General features: G+C 62.9%; 22 protein-coding genes and 1 tRNA gene. 14 read left to right on the top strand and 9 right to left on the bottom strand.

The window, feature by feature from the left end:
• Positions 1–372 precede the first annotated feature (372 nt).
• The gene (locus tag RIN61_RS04960; RefSeq protein ID WP_112254225.1) at positions 373–1,881 is read left to right on the top strand and encodes a YdgA family protein; all 1,509 of its coding nucleotides are present in this window, start codon (positions 373–375) and stop codon (positions 1,879–1,881) included.
• A 278-nt stretch (positions 1,882–2,159) separates the two neighbouring features.
• Positions 2,160–3,218, top strand: a complete 1,059-nt coding sequence (gene nadA / locus RIN61_RS04955) for a quinolinate synthase NadA (protein ID WP_112254224.1) — start codon at positions 2,160–2,162, stop codon at positions 3,216–3,218.
• A 109-nt stretch (positions 3,219–3,327) separates the two neighbouring features.
• Here nadA and RIN61_RS04950 read toward each other — a convergent pair whose 3' ends face one another.
• Complete coding sequence (locus RIN61_RS04950) at positions 3,328–4,764, bottom strand: M48 family metalloprotease (protein WP_313856039.1); 1,437 nt, start codon at positions 4,762–4,764, stop codon at positions 3,328–3,330.
• Positions 4,765–4,887: 123 nt separating this feature from the next.
• Here RIN61_RS04950 and RIN61_RS04945 point away from each other — a divergent pair, with 123 nt between their 5' ends.
• Both RIN61_RS04945 and RIN61_RS04940 read left to right on the top strand, forming a co-directional pair.
• Positions 4,888–5,127: a sulfurtransferase TusA family protein gene (locus RIN61_RS04945; protein WP_008097503.1), complete on the top strand. Its 240-nt coding sequence runs from the start codon at positions 4,888–4,890 to the stop codon at positions 5,125–5,127.
• Between the two features lie 19 nt (positions 5,128–5,146).
• Positions 5,147–6,217 (top strand): AI-2E family transporter, encoded by a 1,071-nt coding sequence (locus RIN61_RS04940; protein WP_112254222.1) that lies wholly within the window; start codon positions 5,147–5,149, stop codon positions 6,215–6,217.
• A 118-nt stretch (positions 6,218–6,335) separates the two neighbouring features.
• Here the strand turns inward: RIN61_RS04940 and RIN61_RS04935 are convergent, their stop codons facing one another.
• The gene (locus RIN61_RS04935; RefSeq protein WP_013973794.1) at positions 6,336–6,809 is read right to left on the bottom strand and encodes a peroxiredoxin; all 474 of its coding nucleotides are present in this window, start codon (positions 6,807–6,809) and stop codon (positions 6,336–6,338) included.
• Between the two features lie 11 nt (positions 6,810–6,820).
• Positions 6,821–7,381 (bottom strand): glycine cleavage system transcriptional repressor, encoded by a 561-nt coding sequence (locus RIN61_RS04930; RefSeq protein ID WP_003254741.1) that lies wholly within the window; start codon positions 7,379–7,381, stop codon positions 6,821–6,823.
• 259 nt (positions 7,382–7,640) lie between these two features.
• Here RIN61_RS04930 and dapA point away from each other — a divergent pair, with 259 nt between their 5' ends.
• The 5 genes from dapA (at position 7,641) to RIN61_RS04905 (ending at position 11,346) form a co-directional block, all read left to right on the top strand.
• On the top strand, positions 7,641–8,528 hold the full coding sequence (dapA, locus tag RIN61_RS04925; RefSeq protein ID WP_207876952.1) for a 4-hydroxy-tetrahydrodipicolinate synthase: 888 nt from the start codon (positions 7,641–7,643) through the stop codon (positions 8,526–8,528).
• Between the two features lie 15 nt (positions 8,529–8,543).
• Complete coding sequence (gene bamC / locus RIN61_RS04920) at positions 8,544–9,665, top strand: NlpB/DapX family lipoprotein (protein ID WP_112254220.1); 1,122 nt, start codon at positions 8,544–8,546, stop codon at positions 9,663–9,665.
• Entirely contained in the window at positions 9,666–10,424 is a 759-nt protein-coding gene (locus RIN61_RS04915) for an MBL fold metallo-hydrolase (protein ID WP_112254219.1), read from the top strand.
• Positions 10,425–10,454: 30 nt separating this feature from the next.
• The gene (purC, locus tag RIN61_RS04910; protein ID WP_011535129.1) at positions 10,455–11,165 is read left to right on the top strand and encodes a phosphoribosylaminoimidazolesuccinocarboxamide synthase; all 711 of its coding nucleotides are present in this window, start codon (positions 10,455–10,457) and stop codon (positions 11,163–11,165) included.
• A 91-nt stretch (positions 11,166–11,256) separates the two neighbouring features.
• A tRNA-Ser gene (locus RIN61_RS04905) sits at positions 11,257–11,346 on the top strand.
• A 97-nt stretch (positions 11,347–11,443) separates the two neighbouring features.
• Here RIN61_RS04905 and RIN61_RS04900 read toward each other — a convergent pair.
• The 3 genes from RIN61_RS04900 to RIN61_RS04890 all read right to left on the bottom strand — a co-directional run bounded on the left by RIN61_RS04900 (position 11,444) and on the right by RIN61_RS04890 (position 12,481).
• On the bottom strand, positions 11,444–11,794 hold the full coding sequence (locus RIN61_RS04900; RefSeq protein ID WP_112254218.1) for an addiction module antidote protein: 351 nt from the start codon (positions 11,792–11,794) through the stop codon (positions 11,444–11,446).
• Positions 11,791–12,048: a type II toxin-antitoxin system RelE/ParE family toxin gene (locus RIN61_RS04895; RefSeq protein ID WP_370290641.1), complete on the bottom strand. Its 258-nt coding sequence runs from the start codon at positions 12,046–12,048 to the stop codon at positions 11,791–11,793. Before RIN61_RS04895 ends, RIN61_RS04900 begins: the two co-directional genes overlap by 4 nt.
• Before the next feature lie 160 nt (positions 12,049–12,208).
• Positions 12,209–12,481 carry a DUF3077 domain-containing protein gene (locus tag RIN61_RS04890; RefSeq protein WP_025340252.1) on the bottom strand — a complete coding sequence of 91 codons (273 nt, stop codon included), beginning with the start codon at positions 12,479–12,481 and terminating at the stop codon, positions 12,209–12,211.
• 705 nt (positions 12,482–13,186) lie between these two features.
• Between RIN61_RS04890 and RIN61_RS04885 the strand changes: the two genes are divergently transcribed.
• The 4 genes from RIN61_RS04885 to RIN61_RS04870 all read left to right on the top strand — a co-directional run bounded on the left by RIN61_RS04885 (position 13,187) and on the right by RIN61_RS04870 (position 16,971).
• A complete protein-coding gene (locus RIN61_RS04885; protein ID WP_046616491.1) occupies positions 13,187–13,378 on the top strand; it encodes a YhfL family protein in 192 nt (63 codons plus the stop codon).
• 433 nt (positions 13,379–13,811) lie between these two features.
• A complete protein-coding gene (gene mqo, locus RIN61_RS04880; protein WP_313856030.1) occupies positions 13,812–15,449 on the top strand; it encodes a malate dehydrogenase (quinone) in 1,638 nt (545 codons plus the stop codon).
• A gap of 260 nt (positions 15,450–15,709) precedes the next feature.
• Entirely contained in the window at positions 15,710–16,354 is a 645-nt protein-coding gene (locus RIN61_RS04875; protein WP_112254216.1) for a hypothetical protein, read from the top strand.
• A complete protein-coding gene (locus RIN61_RS04870) occupies positions 16,354–16,971 on the top strand; it encodes a helix-turn-helix transcriptional regulator (protein ID WP_313856027.1) in 618 nt (205 codons plus the stop codon). The genes RIN61_RS04875 and RIN61_RS04870 overlap by 1 nt, the downstream gene beginning before the upstream one ends.
• A gap of 120 nt (positions 16,972–17,091) precedes the next feature.
• Here the strand turns inward: RIN61_RS04870 and RIN61_RS04865 are convergent, their stop codons facing one another.
• Complete coding sequence (locus RIN61_RS04865) at positions 17,092–17,427, bottom strand: ArsR/SmtB family transcription factor (protein WP_085590625.1); 336 nt, start codon at positions 17,425–17,427, stop codon at positions 17,092–17,094.
• A gap of 50 nt (positions 17,428–17,477) precedes the next feature.
• On the opposite strand from RIN61_RS04865, the gene xenA reads away from it, so the two are divergent.
• Positions 17,478–18,569, top strand: a complete 1,092-nt coding sequence (gene xenA / locus RIN61_RS04860; protein ID WP_015271369.1) for a xenobiotic reductase XenA — start codon at positions 17,478–17,480, stop codon at positions 18,567–18,569.
• Between the two features lie 123 nt (positions 18,570–18,692).
• Here the strand turns inward: xenA and RIN61_RS04855 are convergent, their stop codons facing one another.
• Together RIN61_RS04855 and RIN61_RS04850 are read right to left on the bottom strand one after the other, a co-directional pair.
• Entirely contained in the window at positions 18,693–19,940 is a 1,248-nt protein-coding gene (locus tag RIN61_RS04855; protein ID WP_112254214.1) for an NAD(P)/FAD-dependent oxidoreductase, read from the bottom strand.
• A gap of 2 nt (positions 19,941–19,942) precedes the next feature.
• Positions 19,943–21,520 (bottom strand): aldehyde dehydrogenase (NADP(+)), encoded by a 1,578-nt coding sequence (locus RIN61_RS04850; RefSeq protein ID WP_313856024.1) that lies wholly within the window; start codon positions 21,518–21,520, stop codon positions 19,943–19,945.
• Between the last annotated feature and the right edge of the window lie 62 nt (positions 21,521–21,582).

The raw sequence follows: 21,582 nt of genomic DNA, 5'->3' as shown, positions 1-21,582 counted from the left end.
GGCTCCATGTTGTTCACCTTTTATTGTTGGAGCAGCGGGGACGCGGGAGAGCGCGCAAAGTGGTGAAAATAAAAAACGATGGGTAGCTGAGTGTCAAGTTAAACATGACAAGATGTTGCCAGATTGAAATATTTATCGATTAAAGTGGGGTTTTGTTCGGTTTTTGCGCGTTTTTTTGCGGTTTTGATCAATTTTAGTGTTCGCAAAAATTAACGAATGCCCGTCTGCCTTGGAGGGCGTGTCAGGCGCTTCCCAAAAACGGGATTTCTTGAGCCTGACCAGCGCCAGGGCTGGGCTGCGGTGGTACTCTTGGCGTCCCGTGTGGCCCTTGGCCGCCTACGAAGCCCTTATGGACAGCAATCGGTTCTATTCATGAAGAAATCAGTTGGCATCCTTTCCGGCCTGGCTATCGCCATCGCCGTCGCAACCACCGCTGGCGCCTGGTACACCGGCAAGCAGCTGCCAGCAGAGCTGGACAACGCCCTGGTCCGCAGCAACGCGGAACTCAAGAAGGCCCTGGTGAGCACCGGTGGCAGCATGAGCATCGAACGGGTGTCGCTGGAGCAGCATTTCTTCAGCAGTACCGCCCAGTACCGGCTCAAGGCCCGCGATATCAACCTGGGCGAAGGCGAAGTGGTGAATTTCGACGTGGGCGTGACCGACCAGATCGAGCACGGCCCGTTTCCCTGGTCACGGGTAAAGGCATTGAAGCTGATGCCGGTGCTGGCAGTCAGCAACAGCACGCTGCAGAAGGACGACACCACCGCACCGTGGTTCGCCGCAGCGGGCGAGCAAGCCCCGGTCAGCGCTCAGACCAGCCTGGGTTACGACGGCAATGTGGTCAGCCAGGTACGGCTGGCACCGGTCAAGCTCGACGAAGCGGATGGCAACAGCCTCGACTTCTCGGGCATGCAACTGCAGGTCAGCGGTGACCAGGAAGGCAAGGCCTCGAACTTCCAGGGCCAGGCCGACCGGTTCGTGATGAAACTGGTACGCGATGACCAGCCGCCTGCCACCTTCGAGCTCAACGGCCTGAAAGTCGGCGGCCAGTTGGCGGCCACCGCGCACGAGGCCATCTATGTGGGTAACGTCGACCTGGCGCTGGCCGAAACCAAGGTCACCCTTGGGCCCAAACAACAGGTGCTGGTAATCAAGGCATTGGAGCAGAACGCCCTGCAAACCCTTGACGGCCCGGATACCGTGGGTGGTCGCGTGGAGTACAAGGTCGGGGATATCACCTGGGATGGCCGTGCCGTGGGCAAGGCGCAGATGGCGGTGAGCATCACTTCGGTCAACGCGCCGGCGCTACAGGCGCTGTCGACCTGGTACCAGGCGCACCTGCCGGAATTCGAGGCCGCCGCTGCCGCTGGCCAGCCGGTGCCGGAAATCCAGATGAACGACGAGGAGAAGGCCAGGTTCCAGGGCGAGCTGCAGAAACTGCTGGCTGCCAAGCCCCGGGTGGCGGTGGAAAACCTGTCGTTCAGGACCGCCAATGGCGAAAGCCGCTTTGACCTGTCGATGGGCTTCGCCGCCCCGGCCAGCTTCGACCTGCCGCCAGACCAGTTGAGCAAACAATTGATCACCGAGGTGAAGAGCAAGCTGTCGTTGTCCAAGCCGATGATCGGTGACCTGGCAACCTTGCAGGCACTGCTGGATGGCCAGACCGACGCCCAGGCCATTGCCATGCAATCGAGCCAGGCCGGGGAAATGGTCGGCATGATGGCGCTGCAGAGCGGCATGGCCACCGTGCAGGGCAATGATGTGGTGAGCAGCCTGCACTATGCCGATGGCATGGTCGACTTCAATGGCAAGAAGATGACCGTGGAAGAGTTCGCCATGCTCATCGCGGCGCACCTGGCGGCCCTCTCGCCGCAGGGCTGATCGTTTCTCCTGTACCGGCCTCTTCGCGGGTAAACCCGCTCCCACAGGGTCTGCCCAATTCCTGTGGGAGCGGGCGCGCCCGCGAAAGGGCCAGCACAGGCAACACAAAAACCACTTTAGAAATCGCCGGATTGTCTGTAGCCTTCGGCCTCCGATAATAATCCGCGCCCGCAGAGGGCCGTGGCGGCCTGCGAGCCGTCCGGCGCCCTTAGCCGATCTGTCAGGGCCGGGTGATACACTCGATTCGACGCGCGCACGCGCCTGCAGGTCCAGCGATCATGACCCAGATTTCCGAACGCCTGTTGGTTCAGGCCCACCTCGACGCCAAGCAGCCAAACCCGCTGACAGCCGAGCAGGAGGCCGAATACCGTGCGGCCATTGCTGCCGAGCTCAAGGCCCAGAACGCCGTGCTGGTCGCCCACTATTACTGCGACCCGGTCATCCAGGCGCTTGCCGAGGAGACTGGCGGCTGCGTGTCCGACTCGCTGGAAATGGCCCGCTTCGGCAAGAACCACCCGGCCGAAACCGTGATCGTTGCCGGTGTGCGTTTCATGGGCGAGACCGCAAAAATTCTCACCCCGGAAAAGCGCGTGCTGATGCCGACCCTGGAGGCCACCTGCTCGCTCGACCTGGGCTGCCCGGTGGACGAGTTCTCGGCGTTCTGCGACCAGCATCCCGAGCGTACCGTGGTGGTCTACGCCAACACTTCCGCTGCCGTGAAGGCCCGTGCCGACTGGGTGGTGACCTCGAGCTGCGCGCTGGAAATCGTCGAGAGCCTGATGGACAACGGCGAAACCATCATCTGGGGCCCGGACCAGCATCTGGGGCGTTATATCCAGAAGCAGACCGGTGCCGACATGCTGCTGTGGGACGGTGCCTGCATCGTTCACGAAGAGTTCAAGTCGCGCCAGCTGGCCGACATGAAGGCGCTGTACCCGGATGCGGCGATTCTGGTGCACCCCGAGTCGCCGGAAGCGGTGATCGAGCTGGCCGACGCGGTGGGCTCCACCAGCCAGCTGATCAAGGCTGCCCAGACCTTGCCGAACAAGACCTTCATCGTCGCCACCGACCGCGGCATCTTCTACAAGATGCAGCAGCTGTGCCCGGACAAGGAGTTCGTCGAAGCCCCCACCGCCGGTAACGGCGCGGCATGCCGCAGCTGCGCGCACTGCCCGTGGATGGCGATGAACACCCTGGAGCGTGTGCTGGATTGCCTGCGTAACGGCACGAACGAGATTTTTGTCGACCCGGCGCTGGTGCCCAAGGCGATCAAACCGTTGAACCGGATGCTGGACTTTACCCAGGCCGCGCGCCTGAAGTTGTCCGGGAACGCCTGACGATATACCGCGTCGCTTTCTTCGCGGGCACGCCCGCTCCCACAGGTACTGCATCGCCTTTGCAAGCGGTGCGGTCCCTGTGGGAGCGGGTTCACCCGCGAAGAGGTCCTCAACGCCCCATCATTTCCTGAACCATGCGCCGCTGCTCCATGATCTCGCGCTGGCGCTGGTCAATCTGTGCTGCCAGCGGGAAGTTGCCACCCGATCGGCGCTTGGCGTAATCCAGCTGCTGGATCGCCTGGTCGAAATCGCCCACCAGGGTGAAATACTCGGCCCGCGCCCGGTGCAAGCCAATGGTATTTCCCGAAAGGCCACGCACTTCGGCCATGTCGTACCACACGTCCGGGTCATCCGGCCGGCTCTTCACCAGTTCGTTCAGCACCTTTTCCGCCTCGGCGGGCTTGTTCTGCTTCACCAGCAGGTCGGCACGCACCTGCTTCAGCGGGTAATTGCCCGGGTACAACCCCTGCATGCGTTCGGCGCGCTGCTGCGCGTCGGCCAGGCGGTTGTTGGTGATGTCCAGGTCGATCTGCGCCAGGTTGTAGGTAATGTCGTTGGGCGCCTTGGCCAGTAGCGGCTTGAGCAGTTCACGTGCTTCGTTCAGTTGGCCGCCCTTGATCTGCGCCAGTGCCAGGCCGTAGCGTGCTGCGTCCAGCTTGGGGTCTTCGTCCAACTGGGCGCGGAAGCGCTTGGCCGCCAGCCCTGGGGTGCCTTCGTAGGTCAGTACCACCCGGGCGCGGATCAGCTGGTAGCGCATGCTGTCCTCGACGCCGCCCTTGGGGGCCTGCTCGGCACGGTTGCGGGTGTCGGCGATACGCGACTCGGTCACCGGGTGAGTCAACAGGAACTCCGGCGGCTTGGCGTCGTAGCGGTATTGCCGGGCCAGGCGTTCGAACATGGTCGGCATGTTGCGCGGATCGTAGCCGGCCTTTTCCAGGTTCTGGATGCCGATGCGGTCGGCTTCCTGTTCGTTCTGCCGCGAGAAACGCCGCTGTTCCTGGATCGCCGCCGCCTGGGTACCGGCGATCACACCGATACCGGCATCACCGCCGCCACCGGCGGCCAGCACGATACCGGCCAGCAGCGCCGCCATCATCGGCAGCTGCATGCGCTGCTGGGCCTCGACGCCACGGGCGAAGTGGCGCTGCGACAAGTGCGCCAGTTCGTGGGCCAGTACCGAGGCGTACTCGCCTTCGGTCTGGGCGTTGAGGAACAGCCCGCCGTTGACCCCGACGATGCCGCCCGGGGCGGCAAAGGCGTTGAGCTCACGGCTGTCGATGAGGATGAATTCCAGGCGGCGGTCCTGCAGTTGGCTGGTTTCGGCCAGGCGGTACACGCTGGTTTCGACGTAGTCCTTGAGCTGCGGGTCGTTGAGCTGGTTGACCTGGCCACGCAGCAGGCTCAGCCAGGCACGGCCGAGCTGGTGCTCCTGTTGCGGCGAGACGATCGCGGAACTGGCATCACCCAGTGATGGCAGGTCGTCAGCGTGGCCTGGAAGGGCCAACAGGCAGGCCAGCGTCAGCAGGGTAGGGCGCAGTAGATTCATGCATGAAGCTCGCGTCGGTCAAAGATACCTACTGTAGCGGGCTCACACGTTGGCGACCAGTGGCGCTATCCTAGCCGGCCAAATCCAGATACAGCCTGGCAATGCCTTTTGGAGAGCCCCGCAATGAGTGACACCCTGACCTGTGACGCCGAACTGGACGCCAGCGGGCTGAATTGCCCTTTGCCGCTGCTGAAGGCAAAGATGGAGCTCAACCGCCTGGCCAGCGGCGCGGTGCTCAAGGTAATCGCCACCGACGCCGGTTCCCAGCGCGACTTCCGCACTTTCGCCCAGCTGGCAGGTCATACCCTGCTGCGGGAAACGGCCGAGGCCGGCACCTACACTTACTGGCTGCGCAAGGCCTGAGTCTTTCCAAGGATCGTCAATGTTCAAAGTGCTTCGCGACTGGATGCAGCGCTACTTCTCCGATGAGGAAGCGGTGGTGCTGGCGGTTCTGTTGTTCCTGGCTTTTACTGCGGTACTCACCCTGGGTGGCATGCTTGCGCCGGTGCTGGCGGGCATGGTGCTGGCGTTTCTGATGCAGGGGCTGGTCAACGCCCTGGAGCGTGTACGGGTGCCGACCCGGTTGGCGGTGCTGCTGGTGTTCGCCCTGTTCATGGGCGCGCTGGCGGTGTTCATGCTGGTACTGGTGCCGTTGCTGTGGCACCAGTTGATCACCCTGTTCAACGAACTGCCGGGCATGCTCGGCAAATGGCAGTCGTTGCTGTTGCTGTTGCCTGAGCGCTACCCGCACCTGGTGTCGGACGAGCAGGTGCTGCATGCCATCGAGTCGGTGCGCGGGGAAATCGGCAAGTTCGGCCAGTGGGCACTGACCTTTTCGTTATCGAGCCTGCCGCTGCTGGTCAACGCCATGATCTACCTGGTGCTGGTGCCGATCCTTGTGTTTTTCTTTCTCAAGGACCGCGAACTGATTGGCCGTTGGGTCAGCGGTTACCTGCCACGCCAGCGCACCCTGCTGAACCGGCTGGGCAGCGAGATGAACCGGCAGATCGCCAACTACATTCGCGGCAAGGGCATCGAGATCCTGATCTGCGGCATTGCCACCTACATAGCCTTCATCAGCCTGGGGCTCAACTACGCGGCACTGCTGGCGCTGCTGGTCGGGCTGTCGGTGGTGGTGCCTTACGTGGGCGCGGTTGTGGTCACGGTGCCGGTGACCTTGATAGCGCTGTTCCAGTGGGGCTGGGGCGACCAGTTCATCTACCTGATGACGGTGTACGCGATCATCCAGGCGCTGGACGGCAACGTGCTGGTGCCGCTGCTGTTCTCCGAGGCGGTCAGCTTGCACCCGGTGGCGATCATCTGCGCGGTGCTGCTGTTTGGCGGGTTGTGGGGGTTCTGGGGGATCTTCTTTGCGATCCCGCTGGCGACCTTGATCAAGGCCGTGCTGGATGCCTGGCCGCGGCAGGAGCCTAGCGTTTCACCGATGCTTTGATGTAACTGGGGCCGCTTTGCGGCCCATCGCGACGCAAGACCGTTCCTACAAGGGAACGCGATTCCCTGTAGGAGCGGCCTTGTGTCGCGAAAGGGGCGCAAAGCGCCCCCATACAATCTCAAGCCTTGTTCAGGGCCTGAGCAGCAGCCAATACGGCATCCACATGCCCGGGCACCTTCACCCCACGCCATTCCTGGCGCAGCACACCGTCCTTGTCGATCAGGAAGGTGCTGCGGTCAACGCCCATGTATTCCTTGCCATACAGCTTCTTCAGCTTGATCACGTCGAACAGTTGGCACAGGGCTTCGTCCTTGTCGCTGATCAGCTCGAACGGGAAGCCTTGCTTGGCCTTGAAGTTCTCGTGCGACTTGATGCCATCGCGCGACACGCCGAACACCACGGTGTTGGCCGCGGCAAAGGCGTCATGCTGGTCACGGAAGCCCTGGCCCTCGGTGGTGCAGCCCGGGGTACTGTCCTTCGGGTAGAAGTACACCACCACTTGCCGGCCCTTGAGCTCGGCCAGGCTGACGGTTTGCCCGCTGGTGGCCTGGGCCTGGAAGTCGGCAACGGGTTGGTCGAGTGCTACAGCCATGGTCGGTTTCCTTACATTGGGTTCTGTGGACGCCATGGCTCGATCAGCGCATCGAGGTTCAGGGCATCGGCAAAGTCCAGGAACTGGTCACGCAGCCAGCTGATCTGGGTGCCGGCCGGCAGAATCACGGTGAACTGGGCGTTGAGCATGCTGCTGCCGGTCTGCGGCGCCAGGTAGGTATCGCAGGTCATGGCTTCCAGCTCGACGCGGTGGTCGAGGAAGAACTGGCACAGCTCGTTGATGATGTCCGGGCGGTAGGCGGCGCTCACGTAGGCCACATAAGGCAGGGCCTGCGGGCGCACTTCCTGGTCGGCACTGCGCACCACGTCCAGGGTCAGGCCGTGCTTCTTGCCCAGGCCCGGCAGGGTGGATTCAAGGCGCGCCAGGGCGTCCCAGCTGCCGCCTACCTGCAGTACCAGGGCGCTGGTCTCGCCGTGGCGGCTCAGGCGCGAGGTGACCACCGCGCAGCGGTTTTCGAAGGCAGCGCGGCTGAGGACGTTGGCCAGCTCCATGGGGTTGGGGCCCAGGGCACTGATGACAAGGAATTGTTCGCGGACGGTGGGGGTGGACATGCAGCATTCCTAAAGCGATGAGCGGTCGGCACAGGACGGGCGAAAGCCTCCTGTCGGCAGGGCCCGGGGCTCGCATGCGAGGTCGTGGACGCTGGCGGGGAGCAAGGTCGACGGCCCGGCGGGCCGCGCTGCACCGATCAAAGCATCAAGGGTAGCGAAATAAGCCGCCGAGGGGAATGCTCCGCCTGCCTGCTTCGCTTGTGCAAGGCCGATGCCCCCAGTACCATTACCGCTCTCTTTTTCCGGCAGGAGCAGTTACATGATTGCGGGCAGTATGGTGGCATTGGTCACACCCATGGATGCACAAGGGCGTGTGGACTGGGGCAGCCTCGACAAACTTGTAGACTTCCATCTGGAAAACGGCACTCATGCGATCGTCGCTGTCGGCACCACCGGTGAGTCGGCCACGCTGGATGTCGAAGAACACATCCTGGTCATCAAGCACGTGGTCGAGCGCGTCAAGCGCAGCAACAAGCCGATCCCGGTCATCGCCGGCACCGGTGCCAACTCCACTGCCGAAGCCGTGCACCTGACCCAGAACGCCAAGAATGCCGGCGCCGACGCCTGCCTGCTGGTGGTGCCGTACTACAACAAGCCGACGCAAGAAGGCCTGTACCAGCACTTCAAGCACATTGCCGAAGCCGTCGACATCCCGCAGATCCTCTATAACGTACCTGGCCGCACCTCCTGCGACATGCAGGCCGATACCGTGATCCGCCTGTCGAAGGTCAACAACATCATCGGTATCAAGGAAGCCACCGGCGACCTGGTACGCGCCAAGGCGATCCTCGATGGCGTCGACAGCGACTTCATCGTCCTGTCCGGCGACGACCCGACTGCCGTCGAACTGATCCTCATGGGCGGCAAGGGCAACATCTCCGTCACTGCCAACGTCGCCCCGCGCGAAATGGCCGACCTGTGCGAGGCCGCCCTTGCGGGCAATGCCGAGAAGGCCCGCGCAATCAACGAAAAACTCATGCCGCTGCACAAAGACCTGTTCTGCGAAGCCAACCCGATCCCGGTGAAATGGGCGCTCGTCGAAATGGGTCTGATGCAAAAGGGCATTCGCCTGCCGCTGACCTGGCTGAGCGAAGGCTGCCACGAAAAAGTCCGTACTGCCTTGCGCCAGTCCGGCGTACTGGTTTAAGAGGAAGTACACCGCATGAAGCGACTGGCTGGTCTTTCTGCCCTTGCCCTGATCATCTCCAGCACCAGTGGGTGTGGCTGGCTGTGGGGCGAGGATGGCTATTTCCGCGACCGCGGCAGCGATTACCTGCAGGCGCGCCCGACTGCGCCGATGCAGCTGCCGCCGGACGCCAGCAACGTCAAGCGCCTTGACCCGCTGCTGCCGATTCCGCGCAACGTCGCCGACGACAGCGCCACCGGTGAGTTCGAGGTGCCGCGCCCGCAACCGTTGACCGGTAGCGGCGCCCAGGTTACCGACTACAGCCTGCAGCGCAGCGGCAGCAGCCGTTGGGTACTGGCCCAGCATTCGCCGGCCGAAGTGTGGCCGGTGGCTCGCCAGTTCTTCGAGGACAACGGCTTCCGCATCGCCGAAGAGCGCCCGCAGACTGGCGAATTCAACACCACCTGGCAGCGTTTCGACGAACTGTCGGCATCGCTCGGCCAGCGCCTGGCCAGCACTGCCAGCAGCGCTGACAGCGAAGTGCGAGTGCGGGTACGCATGGAGCCTGGCGTGCAGCGCAACACCTCCGAGGTGTATGTGGTCAGCGTCGAGCGCCCGGCCGGCAGCACTGCCGAGCCTGATTTCCCGTCCACCTCCAGCAACACCGGCGCCGATGCCCTGCTGGTCGACGAAATGCTTGCCAGCATGAACCGCAGTGCCGAGAAGGGCGGTTCGGTTTCGCTGCTGGCCGCGCGCGATTTCGACGCGCCAAGCCGCGTCAGCCTGAGCGAAGACGGCAGCGGCAACCCGGTGCTGTACCTTGGCGCCGACCTGGACCGCGCCTGGTCCAGCGTGGGCCGTGCCCTGGAGCAGGGCGGCGAGTGGCGTGTCGAGGACATCAACCGCAGCCTGGGCCTGTACTACATCAACCTGTCTGAAAAGCCTGAAGACAAGCAGAACCAGCCTGGTTTCTTTGGCCGCATGTTCGGCAGCGAGCCGACCAAGGAAGAGCGTGAAGCCCGTGCCGAGCGTTATCAGGTTCGCCTGAGCAAGGTTGGCGAGAGCGTGCAGGTCACCGTCGAGAAAAACATCAACACCGTGGCCCCGGCCGATGTCGCCCGCCGCGTGCTGAGCGCCATTCAGGACCACCTGGGCTAAGTGCGCTTCGCGGTACTCGGAAGCGGCAGCCAGGGAAACGGCACGCTGATCGCCCGTGGTGACACGTTCATCCTGGTCGATTGCGGGTTTTCCCTGCGCGAGACCGAGCGGCGCCTGGCGCTGCTCGGCGTGTCGGCGGCCCAGCTCAGTGCGGTACTGGTCACCCACGAACATGCCGACCACGTGCATGGGGTCGGCTTGCTGTCACGGCGCTACAATGTACCGGTCTACCTCAGCCAGGGGACCTTGCGCGGCATGCGCAAGCCGGTGGAGGTGGCCGGTTTTCTCGCTTGTGGCGACAGCCTGCGTATCGGCAGCCTGGAAGTGACGGCGGCGCGGGTCGAGCACGACGCCTACGAGCCGCTGCAGTACGTGGTCAGCGATGGCCAGCGGCGCTTCGGCATGCTGACCGACCTGGGCTCGTACGACGCGCTGCTGCTGGAGCGTTACCAGGGCCTGGATGCACTGCTGATCGAGGCCAACCATTGCCGCGACCTGCTGGCGCGCGGTCACTACCCGGCCTTCCTGAAACAGCGGGTGGGCGGCATGCAAGGGCATTTGAACAATCACCAGGCCGCGCGCCTGGTGCACGAGTTGGGCTGGAGCAACCTGCAACACCTGGTGCTGGCCCACCTCAGCAGCAAGAACAACCTGCCACACTTGGCCCGCCAGTGCTTCGTCGACACCCTTGGGTGCGACCCGGACTGGCTCCAGGTGGCGAATCAGGAACACGGGCTCGACTGGCGCGAAATCGCCTAGCCCAACACCTCAAGCAAGCGGAGCCCAATCATGGAAAAACGCGACGAACTCTACCGCGGCAAGGCCAAATCGGTTTACAAGACCGACGACGCCGACCGCTTGATCCTGCTGTTCCGTAACGACACTTCGGCGTTCGACGGCAAGCGCATCGAACAACTCGACCGCAAAGGCATGGTGAACAACAAGTTCAACGCCTTCATCATGCAGAAACTGGAAGAAGCCGGCGTGCCGACCCAGTTCGACAAGCTGCTGGGCGACAACGAGTGCCTGGTGAAGAAGCTGGACATGATCCCGGTCGAGTGCGTGGTGCGCAACTACGCCGCCGGCAGCCTGGTCAAGCGCCTGGGCGTGGAGGAGGGCATCAAGCTGGAGCCGTCCACCTTCGAGCTGTTCCTGAAGAACGACGAGAAGGGCGACCCCTTCATCAACGAATCCCACGTTGTCGCGTTCGGCTGGGGCACCGCCGAACAGCTGGTGGAAATGAAGAAGCTGTCGCTGAAGGTCAACGAAGTGCTGAGCAAGCTGTTCGATGACGCCGGCCTGCTGCTGGTCGACTTCAAGCTGGAATTCGGCGTATTCCACGGCCAGATCGTGCTGGGCGACGAGTTCAGCCCGGACGGCTGCCGCCTGTGGGACAAAGAGACCCGCAAGAAGATGGACAAGGACCGCTTCCGCCAGGGCCTGGGCGACGTGATCGAAGCCTACGAAGAAGTTGCCAAGCGCCTGGGCGTGCCGCTGTAAGCGCCACGTTCACGCAAGCGCCTGATACCACGCGATTTTTTTGAAAAAAAGATTTGCGTTTTAAAAGAACGCTGGTATGATGCGCGGCATTGGAGAGATGCCGGAGTGGTCGAACGGGACGGATTCGAAATCCGTTGTACTGGCAACAGTACCTAGGGTTCAAATCCCTATCTCTCCGCCATACAAGATGAAGCCCCTAGAAGCGAAAGTTTCCGGGGGCTTTTTCGTTGTTGGACCGGCAATCGATTTGGCGTTCTGCTTGCCTGTTGGGTGGCGTCCTATGAAGAAGCTGGTAGCTTCTGGAGTGGCCTCACTGTCAGCTCAACTCCCAAAGCCAGCATCAGCTTCTGAATAGTTGAGAAGCGTGTCTTATCGCCACCCCTCAAAGTCTTGTAAAGCGATTCACGATTTAAGCCCGCCTCTTGTGCAAATTGGTTCACGCCCTTGGCTTTCGCCACTTCGCCCAACGCATGCATCAGGATTTGAGCGTCGTTAGCTTTCATTGCTTCTGCCAGGAAAGCTGCGATGGTTTCGGGGCTGTCTAGAAACCGGGAAGCCTCGAACCGTTTGCTATTGCTCAAGTCCAGCTCAAGGATTGGCATGTCCTCGGAAGTGAATTTGTCGCTCATCGTTGTTTACCTCGTACAGCATCAAGAATTTCCTTGGCTCGCTTGATGCCTCTGGGTTGATCCGTTTTATCGCTGCCATACAGCATCAGGTAGCGGGTCGAGCCCGTTCGTACGAAGTAGATTCGATATCCGGGCCCGACAGACACGCGCATTTCACTGACACCGTCGCCTACCGATTCGATATCGCCGAAGCTGCCATTTTCTGCTCGGGCGATTCTTGAGGTTGTAGCACTTCTGCCGATCGGGTCTTTGATTGTCGATGAGTGAGCGACCGCGTGCTGCGCGATGAGGCTAAGGGGACGAGTGGAGCACAGCAATAGCCTGAGCAGGGTTTGGCTTAGGTTTGGGAAATGGACTACATGGCGTCGAATGGTGCCCCTGGATGGTTATGTCTCCAGAGGCTATCTCGTTGCCTTATTTTTTCATCATCCCCAATTCGGCATCATCCAGCAGCGCCTTGGCCATCGCGCTCAGGTAGTGCGATGCCCAGATCAGTTTCTGGTCGCCGTCCATCAGGCCGGTGATGATCAGGTCGCGGACGTAGCCCATCAGTTCGGAGGCCTGTTCGCGGGCGTCCTGGCAGGGGATGCCAGGTTCGATGCGGAACAGTGGGTGGGTGTTGTTTTCGCCTTGGTAGAAGCAGGTCTTGCCGACTGTGGTGGGTTGTTTTGTGTCGTCGGTGGGCATGGTGAATCTCCCTAGGATTTTGTATGTCTGTACCGGCCTCTTCGCGGGTGAACCCGCTCCCACAGGTACAGCGCAGTACTTGAGGGCAATGATTACCCCCTGTGGGTGGGTTTGAGTTGCACGGATTGGCGGGCCACGAACAGGGCGCAGAGTACGTACTCTGAGGACTGGACCAGGGTGTCTTGCAGAGCCTGGGTGGAATCGAGGGAGAGGGGTGGATCGGGGACCATCTTGCGCATAGTTAGCTCCAGAGTCAGTCGAGCTGCTACGGACTTGCTGTCAAACAAGAGGGTGGCAGCGGTACGCGGGTTGACAGACCGAGGACTCCGGAGACTCGGCGCACACGAGGTGCCCCACGTACTGCCGCCATAACGGGTGTACGTGCACGGAGAAGTTGTCGGCCTGTCAAAGCCGGTCGTTGATTTGCAACGACAAGCCGAGACTAGAGCGCGACCCAATCCGTCGCAACAGTTTGAGCGGTTTGGCAGTATGTTTGGGAAATTGCCTACATGGAAGGGGATTATTCTGAGCTTCAGGTGTAGGACAGGGGCCGCTTTGCGGCCCATCGCGACACAAGGCCGCTCCTACAACTGCATCCCTGCAACTAGCCAATGCACGTTGCTGCTTGGATCCAATGCTCATGTTCTGTATCATCCCGCCGCCATCAGAATGATGGCCGAAGATGATTCATATAAAGGACTTAGTATGAAAAAGCTGTTCAAGGCTACCGTAGCCGTTGCTGTCGTTTCGGGTGTTGCCCTGCTGTCGGGCTGCACTGGCCAGGTTTACAACCAGCCGAAAAACTGCAGCTACGACTACCTGTTCCACCCTTCGGTTTCCATCTCCAAGATCATCGGTGGCTGCGGCCCGATCGATAAACTGCCTCAGCAGCAGTAATCTTGGCGGTACCCTGATCGCGACGCTTGCGGCGTGATCCAAGGCCCCCGGTCATGTACATGGCCGGGGGTTTTTGTTTGTGGGGCACTTCAGCCTGTGCCGGCCCTTTCGCGGGTGAACCCGCTCCCACAGGAATCTCACCGGACTTGAGTGCGGCATGGCACCTGTGGGAGCGGGTTCACCCGCGAAGAGGCCAATACAGGCGTGAGACAACCCGTCACCTTGACTCCCAGGCCGGCAATTTGTTTGTGCTGGCATTTAAGCTACAATCGGAAAAACGATTCAGCCTTGTCGGTCAATTCGACAAAAGGCCGAGTCGTTTTCTGGTTCTCTGGCTGCTGAACAATGATCAACAACAAGCCTGCGCTGCAGAACACGCATTACCTGGGCCAGCCACAGGCCCACCCTCTGTTCTCCTGACTGGAATCGATCAATGTTCAAGAAAGCTGGCAAGACCTTGCTGGGTCTGGCTGTCGCTGCAAGCGTCATGCAAGCGCACGCCGCAGAAACCAAGAAAGTAGATGTGCTGCTCGTCGGTGGCGGCATCATGAGCTCCACCCTGGCCGTGTGGCTGCACGAGCTGGAGCCAAGCTGGTCGATGGAAATGGTCGAGCGCCTGGATGGCGTGGCCGAAGAAAGCTCCAACGGCTGGAACAACGCCGGTACCGGCCACTCCGCGCTGGCCGAGCTGAACTACACCCCGGAAGACAAGGACGGCAACGTCAACATCGCCAAGGCCATCGAAATCAACGAGGCCTTCCAGATCTCCCGTCAGTTCTGGTCGTGGCAGGTGCGCCAGGGCGTGCTGAAGAACCCGCACTCGTTCATCAATACCACTCCGCACATGAGCTTCGTGTGGGGCGATGACAACATCAAGTTCCTGAAGAAGCGTTACGAGGCGCTGCAGGCCAGCCCGCTGTTCCGCCCGATGCAGTACTCCGAAGACCACGCGCAGATCGCCAAGTGGGTCCCGCTGATGATGGAAGGCCGCGACCCGAACCAGAAGCTGGCCGTGACCTGGACGCCAATCGGCACCGACGTCAACTTCGGCGAGATCACCCGCCAGTTCGTCGGCCACCTGAAAACCCAGGAAAACTTCGACCTGAAGCTGTCCAGCGAAGTGCAGGACATCACCCGCAACAAGGACGGCTCGTGGCACGTCGAGTACAAGAACCTGAAGGACGGTACCGAGTCGGCCACCGACGCCAAGTTCCTGTTCATCGGTGCCGGCGGCGGCGCACTGAAGCTGCTGCAGAAGTCGGGCATTCCTGAAGCCAAGGAATACGCAGGCTTCCCGGTGGGCGGCTCGTTCCTGGTGACCGAGAACCCGACCGTGGCCATGCAGCACATGGCCAAGGCCTACGGCATCGCCTCGACCGGCGCGCCACCCATGTCGGTTCCGCACCTGGACACCCGCGTGCTGGACGGCAAGCGCGTGATCCTGTTTGGCCCATTCGCCACCTTCTCGACCAAGTTCCTGAAGAACGGCTCGTACCTGGACCTGCTGAGCAGCACCACCACCCACAACGTGTGGCCGATGACCAAGGTCGGCATCGATCAGTACCCGCTGGTGGAGTACCTCGCTGGCCAGCTGATGCTGTCTGACGATGACCGCTTCGAAGCCCTGCGTACCTACTTCCCGAACGCCAAGAAGGAAGACTGGCGCCTGTGGCAGGCGGGCCAGCGCGTGCAGATCATCAAGCGTGATGCCGATAAGGGTGGCGTGCTGAAGCTGGGCACCGAAGTGGTCGCTTCCGAAGACCGCACCATTGCCGGCCTGCTGGGTGCATCGCCAGGTGCGTCGACTGCTGCACCGATCATGCTGAACGTGCTGGAAACCGTGTTCAAGGAGAAGGTCGCTACCCCTGAGTGGCAGGCCAAGATCAAGCAGATCGTGCCGAGCTATGGCACCAAGCTGAACGACTCGGCGGCGGCCACCCAGAAAGAGTGGAACTACACCGCTGAAGTGCTGCAGCTCGAGAAGCCACCGGTGATCGACGAGAGCGTCGGCACCACGGTTGCACCGAGCCAGCCGGTCGAGAGCAAGCCTGAGAATGACATAGCGCTGTAACGGGCCATTGTTGTGACAGAAGCCACGGGGGAGACCTCGTGGCTTTTTTGTTGCCTGTTCGGTCCCTTTCGCGGGTAAACCCGCTCCCACAGGGATAACAAAAAGCCTGAGGCAGCGCGTGTACTTGTGGGAGCGGGTTCACCCGCGAAGAGGCCAGAACAGCAAACCACTGATCTGAAAGCTCACGCAGTAGTCAATAAAAACATATTTTGATGCTTAAATTAATCTTGTCAGTCAATCCCCTCCAGGAGGGTGCTGTCATGAACATCAAGATCGCCGCCTTACTGCTGCTTGCCCTGTGCGCCCAGCCGGCATGGAGCCAAAGCTACTCCTACTCCAGTGAAACCCCCGCCGCCAAACCCGCCGAAGCTGCTGCAATGACCACGCGCATGGCCCTGCGTGACCTTTGGGTCGAGCACATCTTCTGGGTGCGCAACTATGCCGTCGCCAACCAGGCCGGCAATGCCAAGGAGGCTGAAGTCGCCGCCAAGGAAGTGGTCACCGACGCCACCCGGATCGCCAACAGCATTGCCCCGCTGTACGGCCAGCCCGCCGCCGATCAGTTGCTGAAACTGCTGGCCGGCCACTGGGGCGCCATCAAGCACTACAGCGACGCCACCGTGGCCAAGGACAAAAAGGGCCAGCAAGCCGCGGTCAATGAGCTGACCAGCAATGCCAAGGCCATCGCCGCGTTCCTGGCCAAGGCCAACCCGAACCTGCCCGAGGCGACCCTGCTGACGCTGCTCAGCGCCCACGGCGGGCACCACGTGGCCCAGATCGACCAGCTGGCGGCTGCTGACTACGTGGGCGAGGCGCGCACCTGGGCGATGATGCGCGAGCATATCCTGACCTTGTCCGATGCCCTGGCTGCGGCATTGGTCAAACAGTTCCCGGACAAATTCTGATGCTCGAAGGTCTGGGCCGTACCCAACAGGACCTGCTCCACGCGTTGTTGCGTCAGCCATCCGGCATGAGCATCGACGACCTGGCGCAGGCCCTGGCCATCACCCGCACGGCCGTGCGCCAGCACCTGGCAGCGCTGGAGCGCGATGGCCTGGTCAGGCGGGGCGCTACCCGGCCCACAGGGCGCCGCCCGGAGCAGCTGCACGAGCTGACCGAACATGCCCGCGAGCTGTTCCCGCGGCAGTACCCATTGCTGGCCAACCTGCTGATTGCGCAAGTGGCCGGCTTGCTGGGGCAGGAGGCGTTGCTGGCGCTGATGCGCCAGCTGGGGCGCAAGCTGGCGGCGGACCTGGAGCACCAGGTGGTGGATGAGGCGCGCATCGTCGAGCACATGAACCATGCCGGGTACGAGGCGCAGGTGTTCTTTCGCTCGGGGGGCCAGCCGCAGATCGTTGCGCACAATTGCGTGTTTCATCACCTGGCCAAGGCGCACCCGGTGGTGTGCGAGCTGGACCTGGCGCTGATAGGGGCCTTGGGTGGAGGCGAGGTCAGCCATGAGGAGTGCATGCTCAGGGGAGGGCAGGTGTGCCGGTTTGCCCTGGGCAAGAACGAAGATTGATGTTGCCTGTGCTGGCCTCTTCGCGGGTAAACCCGCTCCCACAGGATAATCACTGCCTTCGAGACCTGTGCGCCCCCTGTGGGAGCGGGTTTACCCGCGAAGAGGCCAGGGCAGGAAAAATCAACTCTGTCGCAGAATGCAGTCCAGCAACCCAGGAAACCGCTCCCCCAGCATCTCGCTACGCAACGAGTTCATATGGGTCGTCCCCACATTGCGCGTATGCACCAACCCCGCATCACGCAACACGCGGAAATGGTGTGACATGCTCGACTTCGGCCGGCCGCCGTCCAGCTCGCCACAGCTGGCTTCGGCCACGCCCGCCAGGTGACGCACGATACCCAGGCGCACCGGGTCGCTCAGGGCATAGAGCAGGCGTTCCAGGGTGAGGTCTTCAGAATTGGGATGTTGATAGGCTCGCATGGTCGTCATGATAACGGGGCTATCATTAATTGCCATAGTTCGATTATGATCGAACTATCGTAATCAAACAGCCCGGGAGCTTGCCCATGTCCGCCTTGTTCGAACCCTATACCCTCAAGGATGTCACCCTGCGCAACCGCATTGCCATTCCGCCGATGTGCCAGTACATGGCCGAGGACGGCATGATCAACGACTGGCACCACGTGCACCTGGCCGGCCTGGCCCGTGGCGGTGCCGGCCTGCTGGTGGTCGAGGCCACGGCAGTGGCACCGGAAGGGCGCATCACCCCCGGTTGCGCCGGTATCTGGAGCGATGCCCACGCCCAGGCTTTCGTGCCGGTGGTGCAGGCAATCAAGGCCGCCGGTTCCGTACCGGGTATCCAGATTGCCCACGCCGGGCGCAAGGCCAGCGCCAACCGCCCTTGGGAAGGTGATGACCACATTGCCGCCGACGATGCCCGCGGCTGGGAAACCATCGCCCCGTCCGCCATCGCCTTCGGCGCGCACCTGCCACAAGTGCCGCGCGAGATGACCCTGGACGACATCGCCCGGGTCAAGCAGGACTTCGTCGATGCTGCCCGCCGTGCGCGCGATGCCGGTTTCGAGTGGATCGAGCTGCACTTTGCCCATGGTTACCTGGGCCAGAGCTTCTTCTCCGAGCACTCCAACAAGCGTACCGACGCCTACGGTGGCAGCTTCGACAACCGCAGCCGCTTCCTGCTGGAAACCCTGGCAGCGGTGCGTGAGGTATGGCCAGAGAACCTGCCACTGACCGCGCGGTTTGGTGTGCTGGAATACGATGGCCGTGATGAGCAGACCCTGGAGGAGTCGATCGAGCTGGCGCGCCGTTTCAAGGCTGGCGGCCTCGACCTGCTGAGCGTGAGTGTGGGCTTTACCATTCCCGACACCAATATTCCGTGGGGCCCGGCGTTCATGGGGCCGATTGCCGAGCGAGTGCGTCGTGAGGCGAAGCTGCCGGTGACTTCGGCGTGGGGTTTTGGTACGCCGCAACTGGCGGAAGCGGCGCTGCAGGCCAACCAGCTGGACCTGGTATCGGTAGGGCGTGCGCACCTGGCAGACCCGCACTGGGCTTACTTTGCGGCTAAAGAGTTGGGGGTGGAGAAAGCCTCATGGACCTTGCCCGCGCCTTATGCGCACTGGCTTGAGCGTTATCGCTGAGGTATGGAGGGGCTGCATTGCAGCCCATTCGCGGGTAAACCCGCTCCCACAGGATCACCGCAGGGTTCAGGCCCTGTGCAATAGCTGTGGGAGCGGGTTCACCCGCGAAGAGGCCAGCACTGGCTAAAACCGGTCCAACCGGTAAGCCCCCATCTCCGCGCCACCGGCCCGTTCAGCCAACCGCCCCACCCATTCCGCAGTCACCGCCGCCTGGGTCAACCCCAGGTGCTGATGCCCGAACGCCAACAGCACCCGCCCGTCACACACCCGGTCGATCACCGGCAACGAATCTGGCAACGAAGGCCGGAAGCCCATCCACGGCGTCGCTCCTTCAACACTCAGGTCCCGCCGGAACAACCCCTTGCTCAAGCGGTGCAACTGCCACGCCCGCTGCATGCTCGGCGGCGCGTCCAGCCCGGCGAATTCCACCGTGCCGGCCAGGCGCAAGCCCTCGGCCATGGGCGTCATGATGAACTTGCGCTCCAGCGATGTGACTGCAAACGGCAAACGCTGATGCTCGCCAGGCAACATCAGGTGGTAGCCGCGCTCGGTGTCCAGTGGCACCTGCTTGCCGGTCAGCGCGCCGGTCAACCGCGCAGAATGCGCACCACAACTGATCAGCACCTGGCGGGCCTCCAGCGTGCCCTGGTCGCTGGCCAGGCTGATCCCGCCGCTGTGCAGCCGCCCGCCGTCGACCTGCGCCTGAACAAAACGCACGCCAGTGGCCTTGGCCGCTTCGAACAGTTCGCACACCACCCGGTACGGATCGATGAAATGCCCGGTACGCGGGAAGAACAGCCCTCCCAGCAATGACGGGCTCAGTTGCGGGGCCGCTTCGCGCACGGTGTCGGCCGACCAGACGTCCACCGCCACCGCCTGTTGCTGCATGCGCGCGCGCAAGGCCTCCAGGGCCTGGCGCGACTCCGGCCGCTCGAATACCAGCAGCGAGCCATCTTCCTGGAACAGCTCGCTGCGCCCGATCGAACCCAGCAGCCGCTGCCAGGCACCCAGGCTGCCTTCGTTCAACGTGCGGATGCCGGCCACGCTGCGCTGAAACGGGCCTGGGCGCAGGTTGAGCAGCAGGCGGGTGAACCACGGCATGGCCTTGGGCAGGTACTTCCAGTCCAGGCGCAGCGGGCCCATCGGGTCCAGCAGCATGCGCGGCAGGCGTTTGAGAATCGACAGGTCGGCAATCGGGAATACCTGCTCGGTGGCCAGGTGCCCGGCGTTGCCGTAGGACGCGCCATGGCCGGGTGCCTGGCGGTCGACCAGGGTCACCCGGCGACCCTGACGGGCCAGTTGCAGGGCACAGGCGACGCCGACAATGCCGGCGCCGATCACGGCGATATCGGTTTCAGCGGTTTCGACCATGCTCAGCCTTCCCGTTTACCGTCGAGCAGACGCCGCAGTTGCAGCGGGTTGCCGTGCTGCAGCGCCTGCGGCAGCAGGGCATCGGGGAAGTCCTGGTAGCACACCGGGCGCAGGAAGCGCAGGATCGCCGCCGTGCCCACCGAGGTGGTGCGGGCGTCGGAGGTGGCCGGGAACGGCCCGCCGTGCACCATCGCGTCGCATACTTCTACACCGGTCGGCCAGCCATTGACCAGGATGCGGCCAGCCTTGCGCTCGAGGGTCGGCAGCAGTGCGCGGGCGCTGGCGATGTCAGCGTCGTCCAGTTGCAGGGTGGCGGTCAGTTGGCCCTCCAGATGCTCGGCCACCTGACGGACTTGCTCATCGTTGGCGCAGGCCACCACCAGCGACGCCGCGCCAAAGACTTCGGCCTGCAGCGCCGGGTCGGCGAGGAACGCTTCGGCCTGGGTCACGAACAGCTGCGCCTGGCACTGGTTGGGGCCTTGCCCGACCAGGCCACTGGCGGCGGCCTGGGCATTGGCGTTTGCGGCCAGGGCGCCGACACCAGCCTGGTAGGCACTGAAAATGCCCGGGGTAAGCATGGTCTGCGCCGCAGCCTGGCGCACATGTTCGCTGGCGGCCTCGATGAAACGCTGCAACGCCGGCCCTTGGCGGGCAATCACCAGGCCGGGGTTGGTGCAGAACTGGCCGGCACCCTGGGTCAGCGAGGCGACGAAGCCTTGTGCCAGTGCCTCGGCGCGGGTCTGCAGGGCGGTGTCGAACAGGAACACAGGGTTGATCGAGCTCATTTCGGCGTACACCGGGATCGGTTCCGGGCGGGCCTGGGCCGCCTGGCACAGCGCAATGCCGCCGCTGCGCGAGCCGGTAAAGCCAACGGCCTTGATGCGCGGGTCGCTGACCAGCGCAATGCCGACTTCACGACCGGAGCCGTACAACAGCGAAAACACACCGGCCGGCAAGCCGCACTGCTTCACGGCCTTTGCCACTGCCAGGCCGACCAGCTCGCTGGTGCCTGGGTGGGCGCCATGGGCCTTGACCACCACCGGGCAACCGGCGGCCAGGGCCGAGGCGGTGTCGCCACCGGCCACCGAGAAGGCCAAAGGGAAATTGCTGGCGCCGAATACCGCCACCGGCCCCAGGGCCACCTGGCGTTGGCGCAGGTCGGCACGCGGCAGGGGCTGGCGCTCGGGCTGCGCGTTGTCGACCCGCACATCCAGCCATTCGCCGGCCCGCACCACACGGGCAAAAGTGCGCAGCTGGGTGCAGGTGCGGCCACGCTCGCCCTGGATGCGCGCCTTGGGCAGGCCGGTTTCGGCCACGGCGCGGTCGATCAGGACATCGCCGAGGGCTTCGATTTGCGTGGCGATGCTTTCGAGAAATTGTGCCCGTTGTTCGAGCGAAGTTTCGCGGTAGGCATCGAACGCCGCCCAGGCCAGGGCGCAGGCCTGGGCAACGTGTTCGCCGGTGCCGCCGTGGTAGGCCGGCTCCAGCGCATGGCCGGTGGTCGGGTCGATGGCACGGATGGCTTCGCGGCTGCCGGTTACCGGCGTCTGGCCGATCAGCAGGTTGCCTGTGAGGGTCATGGAGCCTCCTTTGGAATCAATATCAAGGGAGAGCGCAGCCCTTGTGGGAGCGGGTTTACCCG

This window comes from Pseudomonas inefficax, assembly GCF_032164165.1.
GTDB classification, from domain to species: Bacteria; Pseudomonadota; Gammaproteobacteria; order Pseudomonadales; family Pseudomonadaceae; genus Aquipseudomonas; species Aquipseudomonas inefficax.
The sequence above is the reverse complement of the archived record's forward strand: the minus strand, read 5'-3'. Positions and strand labels throughout refer to the sequence as shown.